This window comes from Streptomyces sp. NPDC054887 (assembly GCF_053610585.1).
On record NZ_JBSGYQ010000001.1, the window covers coordinates 306,928 to 319,229 of the forward strand.

The window sequence follows — 12,302 nt, forward strand, 5'->3', positions numbered from 1 at the left end:
CGTTCCATGGGAGTCGCGTGGGTCGGCCCGCTGCACTGGATCCAGTGGGCTGGGGGACACCGCCGCCTTCATCCCCGCGGGCGGCGGACCGGTCCGGGAGGCGAACAGCGCCTCCCGGACTGTGCGTTCCCCCGCGGCGCCCCTCGGTACCGTCGCGCCCGCAGAATGGCTGAATGGCGCCTGTCGCCCAAACCGGCCGAAGTCCTGTGCACGGCGGGCGCATTGACTTGCCCGTACGGCGTCCACAGGCCCTCCCGCATGCCGTTGTCGTGGCAGCATGGTCCCGAAGCCGCTTCTCGCATTCGTCGATGCCGCTTCGGTACGTGCGTTTGGTTGTCCACAGCCTGTGGAGGCGCGATGCGGTGGTTGGTGGGGTGGAGCAGTGTCGCCGCCAGCTTCGGGACGGTCGGAGCGGTCGGCACGGCCGGCGCCGCCCACCCCTCGTCCCACCCCTCCTCCGACCACGAACCCCTCACCGTGCACCCCGTTGGCTCCCAGCTCCTGTGGGGCGACCCCGACCCCCTGTGGGCCGTCGGTGACTGGCGCCCCGACGAGGTCCGCACCCTCAGCGTCGACCCCTTCACCCGCATCGCGGTCCTCGGATGCTGCGGCGCTTCCGACGAACAGCTGCGCGTCGGCCTCTTCGCGGCGCGCGGCGGCGCACTGCGGCATCTGACGGCGTGGTCCGGCAGCTACACCGCCGTCGTCCAGGTCGGCCGCCGCGTCACCGTGGTCGGTGACCTGGCAGGAGCCCGCCCCGTCTTCTACACGCCCTGGGCCAATGGCACCGCGTACGCCACCGCCGCGCTCCCGCTCGCCGACCTCATCGAGGCACAGCTCGACATCGGCCACCTCGCGGCCCTCCTCGCCTGCCCCGACGTGCCCGAGGCGTTGCGCGACGGCACCCCGTACGCCGGAGTGCGGCGCATCCCGCCGGGGCACGCGCTCGTGCTGCGGGAGGGTTCGCGCGAGATCACCGGGTACGAACCGGTCGCCTCCCTCGCCGTGGCCGCGCCCCAGCTCGACGCGGAGCGTGCCGTCGACGGGGTGCGCGACGCCCTGGTCGAAGCGGTACGGGCCCGGCTCACCGCGCCGCGCCACGCCCCCGAGACGGTGCCGCCCGACCCGGGGCCCGTCCCCGGCATGGGCCCCGCCGACCGCAGGGCCGCACGGGGCGCGCCCGTCCCCGGCATCGGCGCCGACCTCTCGGGCGGCAGCGCGTCCGCGACACTGGCCCTCCTCGCGGCCGGTCTGCCCGGGCTGCCCGGTACGGTCCTGGGCCACGGCACGGGTGCCGGGGAACGGCTGCTCGCCGTCACCTTCAACGACCTGACCGCCGAAGGCCCCGGCGGCGAGGCGGAGTTGCAGCGGGCCGGCGTCATCGCCGCCAACCCACGGCTGCACCACGTCGTCGTGGCCGCCGGGGCGGAAGCCCTGCCGTACGCCGATCTCGACAGCGGCCCGCTCACCGACGAACCGGGGCCGTCCCTGGTCACCGCCGAGCGCCACCGCCGCCGGCTCGCCGCCGGCAGCGCCGACCACTTCACCGGGAACGGCGCACGCCAGGTGCTGGACGCCCATCCGGCCCGGCTCGCCGACCTGTTGATGGACCGCAGACGCCGCGACCTGCTGCGCCCGGTCGCCGCCCTCGCCAAGGTCGAAGGGCCCTCCGCCCACTCCCTGTTCGTGCCGCTGACCGTCTACCGCGCCGCACGCCGCCTCGCCCGTACGCCGTACCGCTCGGGCATCGAGGAGGCGGCGGCCCGCCTCATGGACCGCCGTTTCGACGAACCCGGCGTCCGGGGCGCGGGCACCGCGCCGGCCTCCGCCCTCGAAGCGTCGCTCGCGGCCCTCTCCTGGACGAGACCCGGGCCCGCGGCGCGCTGGCTGACCGGGGAGGCACTCGCTGAAGTATCGGTTCGCCTCCAAGCGTCGGTCACCCGGCCCTCGTCGGTCCAGCGCCCCGGCGAGGCCCGTGCCCGGGCCGCCCTCGCCCGGGCGGCGGCCGACCACCGGGTCTTCGAACAGGCCGCCGAGGTCCGCAGCCAGCGCCTGCACGCGCCCTTCCTCGACAACCAGGTCGTACGGGCCGCCCGTACGCTCCCCGAAGCCCTCCGGGTCCAGCCGGGCGCCCGCGCGGCGATCCTGCGCGCCGTCCTGGCCGGGGCCGGCATCAAGGACCTGCCGCCGGGCTGGGGCGCCACGTCCCACCCCTCCTCGACGGCGGCCGCCCGCACCGGCCTGCGCGCCGCGATCGGCGACCTCATCGCGCTCTTCGACGCACCCCTGCTGGCCGACGCGGGCCTGATCGAGGCCCGCGTCGTACGCAAGGCCCTGCGCGCGGCCGCCGAGGGCGAACCAGTTCCCCTGGACGGCCTCGCCGACCTGGTCTCCACGGAACTGTGGCTGCGCCGCCTGATCTCCCGCCGAGGAACCTGCTGGACCGGCACCGCGGCCCCCCGCCAACGAGCGGTAGCGGGCGGAGTACCCCCGCGCAGGGCCCTCTGAGGCCGCGGTCCGGCTTCTCGGTCGAGGCTCCGGTACCCGCAGGCGGGCAGCACTGCCGGCTACTGACTCCGGGGCTGATCCGGCGCTCGGGACGCTCCCGTCCTCAGTCTTCCGGCGCTCGGTCGCTCGGGCCGCTCCGGCGCTCGGGCCGCTCCGGCCCTCAGCCCTTCCGGTGCTCGGGCGCTCGGGCCCTCAGCCCTTCCGGTGCTCGGGCCGCTCCACCCAGCCCTTCTGGCCCTCAGGCCCTCCGGCCTTCGGCCTGCGTCTCTCGGGCTCGGGCAGGCCCGCTGTAGCACCCCGGCCAGCATGTTCAGCCCCTCCGGCGTTTGAGGAGCGGGGTCCGGGGCGGAGCCCCGGTTCGGGAAGGGGCGGGTAGGGGAAAGCCCCGCGCAGCGGCACCCCGCACCCCGCACCACCCGTACGCCGCCCGCCAGATCCGCCGCCCGCACGCCGCAAGGAGAGGCCCGCTGCCCCCACCCGTCGCGGCCGCACCGGCAAGCGCATCCCGGGGCAAGACCGCAGCACCCGACAAGCGCAGTCCGGGCCACAACCGCAGCACCCGTACCCCGCCCGCCCGACCCGCCCCTCACCCCCCGCAGCTGATCCGCGACTGCGCCCAGTCCGCCAGGACCATCGACTCGTGCGGACGCTCCGGCTCCACCACGAGGCGGATCGACTCCCGCCCGGAGATGCCGGCCCGCACCGCCACCGCCGCGTCGTTGCCCCGTACCAGCCCCGACCGCCACAGCAGCGCGCCGTCCCCGTACAGCGAGAAGCGCGCCGCCCCCATCCCCATCGCCATGTCGTCGATGCCGACGAGCGCCTCGTAGGTGGTGCAGGCCCGGTTCAGGTCGATGGTCACGGACGACCTGGCGTGCGTCGTCACGCCGTTCCCGTACCGGACGCCACCGATCGACATGCCGTAGCGCTGCCACAGCCAACTGCTCTCCGTGACGCTCACCTCGGGCTCGGTGTGGTCGCCGAACGCGCCGTACTTCAGGCTGTTCACCTGATACACGACCGGCGCGGGCGGCGGAGCCGACGGCGGCGGCGGCTTCGCGGGCGGCTTCGCGGGCGGCGGCGCGGGCTCCGCCGCCGGCGGCTTCGCCCTGGGCAGCGTCGGTTCCGGCTTCGGCGCGGGCTTCGCCTCGGGACGCGCGGGCGAGGACGACGGCGGCGTGACCGTCGGGGACGGCCCGGGCGGAGCCACCGGCGGCTTCACCACCGGCGCCGCGGAAGGAGCGGGCGGCTCCGGACCGGGCCGCTGCGGTACGGCAGGCCGCGACACCGGCGCCTCGGCCACCGGCTTCGCCCCGGGCTTCGCGTCCTCCCCCGCGAGCGCGAAGACCACCCCCGCCGTCACCGCCGCGGCCACCGCCACACCGATCGCCACCTTCGCCGGGGCGCCCACGGCCTCGGCCGCGGCCGCTCCACCGGCGGCCGAGCCGGAGCCACCGGTCGCCGCCGCGGCGGCCCCCGCTCCGGCCGCCCCCGCCGCTCCGGCGGCGCCTCCCGCCACCAGCCCGGCGCCCTTGACCGCGTACCCGGCGGCGAACCAGCCGATTACCGCGACCGGGAGCAACGCCGGAATCCCGTCGTTCACATCGCTCAGCTCACCGGCCGCCACCCGGCACTTCGCGCACTCCTCCAGATGCTTGCGCAGCCCCCGCTCGGCGCGCGTCCGCAGTCCGCCCCTGGCATACGCGCCGAGCCGGTCGGCGTACCGCGCGCAGTCCCCGCCCGCCGTCAGCGCGCTGCTCACGTGCGCCTGGAGGTACGCCTGCTTCAGCCCTTCCCGCGCCCGGCTCGCCAGCACGGCCGTGGCGTTCGCCGTCAGCCCGAACAGCGGCGCCACGTCACTCGGCGACTCCTCCTCGACCGTGGTGTGCCACAGCACGGCCTGCCAGCGCTCCGGCAGGCTGCGGAACGCCCGCATGGCGAGCGTCCGCTCCGCCTCGTGCATGGCCCGTACGTCGGCTCCCAGTTCCAGGGTGTCGTCGTCCGACGCGTCCACCGAACGGGCGGACTGCGTCGCGAACACGGCGAAGTCCTCGACGAGGTGCTCGCGCCTGGCCGTCTTCGTCCACGCCGCGGCCACCCGCCGCACGGTCGTCAGCAGGTACGCCCGCACGGCGTGCGCGGGCCCCGCGCCCCCGCGCACCGCCTGGAGCGTGCGGGCGAAGACCTCGGCGGTCAGGTCGTCGGCGGTGTGGGCGTCCCGGCAGCAGGTACGGGCGTACCGGCGGACGGCGTCGGCGTGCCGCCGGAACAGCTCCTCGTACGCGCTGTCGTCGCCGCCGCGCATCCGCTCGACCAGCGTCGCGTCCGACAGGAGCCCGTTCGTAGACGCGCCGCCGCCCGCGCTCGTCCGGCCCTCGCGCTGCATGGGGACGCTCGCCTCGTCGCCCTCCACGGCCGGCCACGGCCCCGGCAGCACGGTCCCACCTCCGCCGTCCCCGTCCACGACCTCGCCCGCACGACCGCCCGCAGGCACTTCCCCAGTTCCGTCCGCACGCCCCTGCCCGGGTCCGTTCGCACGCCCTTGCCCCGGTCCGCCCACACGCCGGTCTCCAGGACCGCCGTCCCGGCCGTCCGCACGACCGTCCCCCGCTCCCGATCCGCTCACCCGCCCGGGCCGCCCCTGGCTGGGCACGTGCCGCGCGGGCCGCCCGTCGGACTCCGTGCCGACACGGTCGAGCGGCTCGTCCCGCCCCTCAACACCCATAGCGGAAGCCCCCGTAAGCACCCTCGGACCGTAAATATCCGGCCAAGGGTCCCACAGAGCGAACGGCGTCCCATTGCTCCGAACAGGCAACCACTCATCCGGGGAGTTTTCCCGCAAACGAGCACTAATGCTCACCCGAACGGGGAAAGCTCAACGGATTCGTTCGGACACACCCGGGAAAGCGGAAGGCCCGCCAGTCCGCCACCCGGCGGACGAGCGGGCCGACGGGCGAACCCGCCCGAGTCCCGGCTACGGGATCACGCGGGCCTGGACCGCAGCCCCTCCAGCAGGATGTCCAGCAACCGCGACGAGGCCGCCGCCTGCTGCGCCGCGTCCGGCAGCGAAGGCGCGGCCGTGGCTATCACCAGCAGGACGTCGGCGACCGTCACATCGCCACGCAGTTCGCCGGCCGCGCGCGCCCGGTCCACCAGCCGTCCCACGACCTCCAGCAGCTCCGCCGCACCTGCGTCGTCGGCCCCCGGGCCGTCGGAGCCGGCACTCCGCTGCTCGACCAGCCGGAGCTCGGGCACCGCGGACACCGCCGCGGATCCCGAGGCCACCGGCGCCACGGCCTGCCGCTGCTGCGGCACCCGCAGCCCGGCCTGCGCCGACGCCGGCTCACCGGCGCCCACGACATCACCGCCGTCCAGCCCGTCCCCGCCGTCCACGCCCACCCGCAGCACCTGCGGCGGCAGCAGCCGGCCCGCGCCGGAAGCCACCGAAGTACGCAGGAAGCGGGAGAGGGCCGACCACGGCTCGTCCTCCTGACCGAGGGCCGTACGGGCCTGATCGGTCAGCCGGGAGGTCTCCTCCTCGGCTATGCGGCGCACCAGTACGTCCTTGCTCGGGAACCGGCGGTACACCGTCCCGACGCCGACCCTGGCCCGTCGCGCGACGTCCTCCATCGGCGCCCCGTAGCCCAGCTCGCCGAACACCTCGCGAGCGGCCCGCAGTACGTGCTCAAGATTGCGCTGTGCGTCCACACGCAGCGGTGCGGAACGGGATCCCCCCGCCCCCGCACGCCCGTGGCCGTCGGATGCGACGGCTGTCTGCCAATGAGAGTCCTGAATGTGCATCAGCGTTCCCCCGGTAATGATGTCTCCCCCCGGAGACTCCCCGCCCTGATAGTCGGCCGGGACCGCAGACCTGGCCGCCCCGACGAGATACGAACATAGTTGAGCGCGCGTAGATACAGAAGGGGGTAGTTCCGCACGGAGCGCCCGCCCGATCGGAGTATCGACCAGAACCTTCCTGATTCGGCCACTGCGCGCGCGCCCTTTCCACCCCCTGACCTGCGCACCTTTCCGGTTGAACGGAAATCGCCCGAGCAGGCGCCGCCCGCGGCTTCCAGTCACACAATCTGCCGGGCCTGTGGACAAACTCCGGCGGCCGTTGCGTCATGGGACAGTGACAGAACCTGCGCGCATTCTCGTTGTCGGCGGCGGCTACGTCGGGATGTACACCGCGCTGCACCTCCAGCGGAAGCTGAGAAGCGGCGAGGCCGAGGTCACTGTGGTGACGCCTGATCCTTATATGACGTATCAGCCGTTCCTCCCCGAAGCGGCGGCCGGCTCCATCTCCCCGCGCCACGTCGTGGTCCCGCTCCGCCGCGTCCTGGACAAGTGCAAGATCGTCATCGGCGAGGCCAAGTCCATCGACCATGCCAAGCGCACCGCGACCGTCACGACCCTCGCCACCGAGGAGGAGGGCACCGGCGGCGTCGAGATCACGTACGACGAACTCGTCCTCGCCCCGGGCTCCGTCTCGCGCACCCTCCCGATCCCCGGCCTCGCCGACTACGGCATCGGCTTCAAGACCGTCGAAGAGGCCATCGGCCTGCGCAACCACGTCATCGAGCAGATGGACATCGCGTCCGCCACCCGCGACCCGGCCGTCCGCGACGCCGCCCTCACCTTCGTCTTCGTCGGCGGTGGGTACGCCGGGGTCGAGGCGCTCGGCGAGCTGGAGGACATGGCCCGCTACGCCGCCCGGTACTACCACAACGTTAAGCCCGAGGACATGCGGTGGATCCTCGTGGAGGCCACGGGCCGCATCCTCCCCGAGGTCGGCGAGGAGATGGGCAAGTACGCCATCCGTGAGCTGCGCAGGCGCAACATCGACGTGCGTCTGGACACCCGGCTCGACTCCTGCGCGGACCGCGTCGCCGTCCTCAGCGACGGCTCCCGCTTCCCCACCCGCACCCTCGTCTGGACCGCGGGCGTCAAACCGCACCCCGTCCTCGCCGCGAGCGACCTGCCGCTCAACGGGCGCGGCCGCCTCGCCGCCACCGCCCAACTCAGGATCAAGGGCGCCGACCACGCCTGGACCGCGGGCGACGCCGCCGCCGTGCCCGACCTCACCGCGCCGGAGAAGGACAAGGAGTGCGCCCCGAACGCCCAGCACGCCGTGCGCCAGGCCAAGGTCCTCGCGGAGAACGTCCTGGCCTCACTGCGCGGCGAACCGCTGAAGAACTACGAGCACAAGTACGCCGGTTCCGTCGCCTCACTCGGGCTGCACCAGGGCGTCGCGCACGTCTACGGCCGCAAGCTCAAGGGCTATCCGGCCTGGCTGATGCACCGTACGTACCACCTCAGCCGGGTGCCGACCTTCAACCGCAAGGCCCGCGTCCTCGCCGAGTGGACACTCGCCGGACTCTTCAAACGCGAGATCGTCTCCCTCGGCTCCCTGGAGCACCCGCGGGCCGAGTTCGAACTGGCCGCGGGCGGCAAGCCGCCCAAGAACAAGTGACGACTGTCAGTGCGGTCGGTCACACTGGGCGTGTGACCATAGGCTGGCTCACGCCCGATCAGAGTCACCCGCTGTAACGGCACGGCAGTCCCTCCCCCCACGGCAACCGCAGCGACCACAGCAAACGCAGCGACCACAGCGTCAGTGACACAACGCAACGCGACACCATGAGGCTTGAAAGTCTGTGAACTTCACGCGCTGGAGCGCCCGTCTCCCCGGAACGCAGCGCCGCGCCGCAGCGCGGAGCGACCGCGGCTCCGTCCCGGCGGCCCGCGTTGAGTACGGCCGGCCGTCCGAGCCCGGGCCCGACGCCCACGCCGCGCCCGGCGACGCCGGCCTGCCCCCGCCGGGGCCCCTGACGGACCTCTCCGTCTGCGAGATCCTCGGCCGGCTCCCCGCCCTCGTCGCCCTGGTCTACGGGCCCGACCACCGCGTCGCGTACGTGAACGACGCCTACGCCGCAGCCTTCGGCCCCCGCGAGCCCGGAGCCCCGGCCGCCACCGCACTCCCGGAGCTCGACGAACTGGGCCTGCTCCCGCTGATGGACCAGGTCCTGCGCAGCGGCACGCCCCGTACGGTCAAGTCCCGCAAGGTCCCCAAGGGCGGCTCGTACACGATCACCTGCACGCCGATCGAGCCCCCGGTCGAGGGCGCGGAGCGCGGCGTGCTCGTCTTCGCCGCCGACGTCACCGACCACGCGGAAGCCGCGGAACGCCTGCGCGCCAGCGAACGCCGGCTGCGCGAGACGGCCGTCACCCTCCAGCGCTCCCTCCTCCCGCAGGAGTTGGAACAGCCGGACGACCTGCGCATCGCCGCCACCTACCAGCCGGGCGGCACCGACGCGGCCGTCGGCGGCGACTGGTACGACGTCATCACCCTCGGCGCCGGCCGCACCGCCCTGGTCATCGGCGACGTCATGGGCCGTGGGGTGCGCGCCGCCGCCGTGATGGGCCAGCTCCGCACGGCCGTCCGCGCGTACGCCCGCCTCGACCTGCCGCCCCACGAGGTCCTCCAGCTGCTGGACGGACTCGCCGCCGAGATCGACGCCAGCCAGATCGCCACCTGCGCCTACGCGGTCCACGACCCCAACGAGGGCCGCCTCGTCTACGCGTCGGCCGGCCACCTCCCGATCCTCGTCCGCGACGAGGACGGCACGGTCCGCCGCGCCGAGGACCACACGGGCCCCCCGCTCGGCACCGGCGGCTGGATGCACACCTCGGGCACGATCGCCCTCCCGCCCGGCTCCACCGCCGTCCTCTACACGGACGGTCTCGTCGAACGCCGCCGCGAGGACATCGACGAGGGCGTGGCCGCACTGGAACGCGCGCTGTCCGGCGCCACCGGCACGCCGCAGGTCGTCTGCGACCGCCTGATCCGCGCGCTGGGCGTCACGGCCGAGCACGACGACGACGTGGCGGTTCTGGTCCTCCAGCACCCCACCCGCACCGGCGCCGACGCCGAGCTCTTCCACAACGCCGCCCTGGAACTGCTCGGCGGCGTCGAGGCGGCGCCCAGGGCCCGCGCCTTCGCGACGGGCGTGCTGGCCTCCTGGCGCTTCCCGGTCGAGCTGTGCGACCTGGGCGTACTGGCGGCCAGCGAGCTGGTGGCCAACTCCCTCCAGCACGGCACGCCCCCGATGCGCCTGCGCCTGCGGCGAACCGACCGGCGACTGATCATCGAGGTGACGGACGGCGACGACCACCTGCCGCGCCGCCGCCGCGCCGAACCGGCCGACGAGGCGGGACGCGGCATCTCGATCGTCGCGACCATCGCCTCGTCGTGGGGCAGCCGCCGCACCCCCGGAGGCGGCAAGGCGGTCTGGTGCGAGTTCGCCCTGCCCAACAGCTGACGGCCGACGCCGCCGCGCCCTAGCCCGCCGGGGTGAGTTCCTTCGCCGGCACACCGGAGGCCACGACCCGAGACGTGGCCGGCAGCGGCCGGTCCTGCGCCGGGGTGAGCTGCTTGCCGAGCCGCAGCGCCAGCACGCTGATGCCCAGCGAGAAGACGACGAAGGTCAGGATGTACGGCGCGTGCAGCGACGCGCCCATCGGCCCGCCCACCGCCGGCCCGACGGCCAGCGCGAGCTGCTTGACCAGCGCGAACGCCGAGTTGTACTGCCCGACCATCGACTCCGGCGCCAGATCGGCGACCAGCGGCGCGACGGTCGGCGACAGCATCGCCTCACCGAGACCGAAGAGCGCGTACGTCGAGACGAACGCGGCGGTGGCCATCGTCTGGCCGCCGTGCCCGAGGCCGGCGTACCCCGCCACGATCCACGCGAGGGTCCAGATCAGCCCGACCAGGGCGATGACCCGCGAGCGCCGGTGCCGCTCGACCAGCCGCAGCACCACGAACTGCGCCAGCACGATGACCGCAGTGTTGGCCGCCAGGGCGATGCCCAGCGTCGACGGCTGGATCCCGGCCGCCTCGGTGCCGTACGCGGCGAGCCCCGACTCGAACTGTCCGTAACAGGCGAAGAAGAGGACGAAACCGAGACCGCACAGCTGCACCATCGCCCGGTGCTTCAGCAGCGCCCGCAGACCGCCCTTGGGCGCGGCGTCGTCCTGCGGCATGGCGCCGGCGATGACGGCGGCGCGCGGCAGCCGGACGCTCGCGCCGATCCCGGCGAGCACCAGGAACATGACGGCCTCGATGCCGAAGAGCAGCAGGAAGCTGTCGGGCCGGCTCTCGTCGACGAGCTGGCCGCCGATGAGACCGCCGATGCCGAGCCCGAGGTTCGCCAGGAAGAACTGCATGGCGAACGCCCGCGTACGGGTGGCGGGCGTCGAGCACCAGACGATCATCGTCGCGAGCGCCGGCTGCACCACCGCCGTACCCGCGCCGAGCAGCGCGGCGGACAGCAGCACCATCGGCACACTGGCCGCGAGCCCCATGCACAGAGCGCCGGCCGCGGCCACGACAGCGGCGGCGACCACTACGGGCACGGGGCCGCGCCGGTCGATGGCACGCCCGGTGAACGGCAGGACGAGGAGTGCGGCCACAGCAAAGACGGCGAGCACCACACCTGCTGTACTCGCGCCCAGATCCCGCACCTGGGCGACGTACACATACAGATACGGAACGGTGAACCCGATACCGAACGCGCTCAGCGCGTTCCCCATCTGGATCCGGCGCATCGCGGCGCCCATTGCCCTGGTCACACTCACCTGCCTCATGGTTTCGACGAGAAGAGCTGAAGCCTGAAGACTTCAACACTAAAGTTAGAACCTCAACAGTACACACCGAAGGACTTAAAGGCCAACGAGTCCGTGTCATACTGCGCGGCATGCCTGAGACCCCAGACCCGCACGGCCTCCAGGAGCCGAGCCTCGACGAGCAGATCGCCGCCTACCAGCGCGAGTACGGCGACCTGGACCCGCAGGTGGAGAAGGTCGTCTCGGCCCTGGGCCGCCTGAACCGCCGCATGAACGTCGCGTACGGACGCCAGGTCGCCGCCCTCGGCATCAGCAACACGGAGTGGGAGGTGCTGAAGACCCTCGTGGTCTCCGGAGCCCCTTACCGGCTGGGCCCCGGCGAGCTCGCGAAGCGCCTCGGCCTCACGCCGGCCGCCATGACGCACCGCATCGACCGCATGGCTGCGGACGGCCTGGTCACCCGGGACCGCGACGAGAGCAACCGCGTACGCGTGATCGTGGAACTGACCGACGAGGGCCGCGCCAAATGGCTGGAAGCGATGCGGATGGCGTCGAGCTTCGAGGAGGACCTGCTCCAGGACCTCTCCGCCGAGGAACGCGGCTCGCTCGGCGAGATGCTGATCCGGCTGCTGCGCCGGGTGGAGGACGCCCAGCCGGACGCCGGCGGGCGCCTCACGGACCTCGACTGACGGGTGAACGGCAGGGGTTGACACGGCCCCCGCCGATCCGTAAGGTTCTTCGAGTTGTCACGGAGCCGGAACGGTTCTGCGGCAACCACTCGCCGCAGACGCGGCACACCCAAACTCTGCACGATCTCCACTCGGAGAGAATTTCGGCGTGCCGGAATTCCATTCGACAGGCTCGATTGTGAGCCGCCCCGGAAATCCGCTAGAGTTCAGGGCGTCGGAACGGCCCAACAGCCGGAAAGGCGAAACCCGCTGACTGGGAGTCAGGCCCGAAAGGATCTGATAGAGTCGGAACCGCCGGAAAGGGAAACGCGAAAGCGAAGAACTGGAAAGCGCCGAGGAAGTCGGACGCGAAAGAGTCTGATAGAGTCGGAAACACGAAATGCCGAACGAAAGCCCGGAGGAAAGCCCGAGAGGGTGAGTACAAAGGAAGCGTCCGTTCCTTGAGAACTCAACAGCGTGCCAAAAGTCAACGCCAGA

The 12,302-nt window shown here is 73.2% G+C and carries 7 protein-coding genes; 4 read left to right on the forward strand and 3 right to left on the reverse strand.

Annotated elements, in window-relative coordinates; all coding sequences use genetic code 11:
- Nucleotides 1-357 precede the first annotated feature (357 nt).
- Nucleotides 358-2,508 (forward strand): asparagine synthase-related protein, encoded by a 2,151-nt coding sequence (locus ACWGH0_RS01445; RefSeq protein ID WP_453402040.1) that lies wholly within the window; start codon nt 358-360, stop codon nt 2,506-2,508.
- 586 nt (nt 2,509-3,094) lie between these two features.
- Here ACWGH0_RS01445 and ACWGH0_RS01450 read toward each other — a convergent pair.
- Both ACWGH0_RS01450 and ACWGH0_RS01455 read right to left on the reverse strand, forming a co-directional pair.
- Nucleotides 3,095-5,233: a sigma-70 family RNA polymerase sigma factor gene (locus tag ACWGH0_RS01450; RefSeq protein ID WP_453402041.1), complete on the reverse strand. Its 2,139-nt coding sequence runs from the start codon at nt 5,231-5,233 to the stop codon at nt 3,095-3,097.
- A 257-nt stretch (nt 5,234-5,490) separates the two neighbouring features.
- On the reverse strand, nt 5,491-6,309 hold the full coding sequence (locus tag ACWGH0_RS01455; RefSeq protein WP_453402042.1) for a TetR/AcrR family transcriptional regulator: 819 nt from the start codon (nt 6,307-6,309) through the stop codon (nt 5,491-5,493).
- A gap of 331 nt (nt 6,310-6,640) precedes the next feature.
- On the opposite strand from ACWGH0_RS01455, the gene ACWGH0_RS01460 reads away from it, so the two are divergent.
- Nucleotides 6,641-7,981: an NAD(P)/FAD-dependent oxidoreductase gene (locus tag ACWGH0_RS01460; protein ID WP_453402043.1), complete on the forward strand. Its 1,341-nt coding sequence runs from the start codon at nt 6,641-6,643 to the stop codon at nt 7,979-7,981.
- Between the two features lie 184 nt (nt 7,982-8,165).
- Nucleotides 8,166-9,830: an ATP-binding SpoIIE family protein phosphatase gene (locus ACWGH0_RS01465; protein WP_453402044.1), complete on the forward strand. Its 1,665-nt coding sequence runs from the start codon at nt 8,166-8,168 to the stop codon at nt 9,828-9,830.
- 19 nt (nt 9,831-9,849) lie between these two features.
- Here ACWGH0_RS01465 and ACWGH0_RS01470 read toward each other — a convergent pair whose 3' ends face one another.
- Nucleotides 9,850-11,130: an MFS transporter gene (locus ACWGH0_RS01470; protein WP_453402067.1), complete on the reverse strand. Its 1,281-nt coding sequence runs from the start codon at nt 11,128-11,130 to the stop codon at nt 9,850-9,852.
- A gap of 137 nt (nt 11,131-11,267) precedes the next feature.
- Here ACWGH0_RS01470 and ACWGH0_RS01475 point away from each other — a divergent pair, with 137 nt between their 5' ends.
- Nucleotides 11,268-11,825 carry a MarR family winged helix-turn-helix transcriptional regulator gene (locus ACWGH0_RS01475; protein WP_453402045.1) on the forward strand — a complete coding sequence of 186 codons (558 nt, stop codon included), beginning with the start codon at nt 11,268-11,270 and terminating at the stop codon, nt 11,823-11,825.
- Nucleotides 11,826-12,302: the final 477 nt, after the last annotated feature.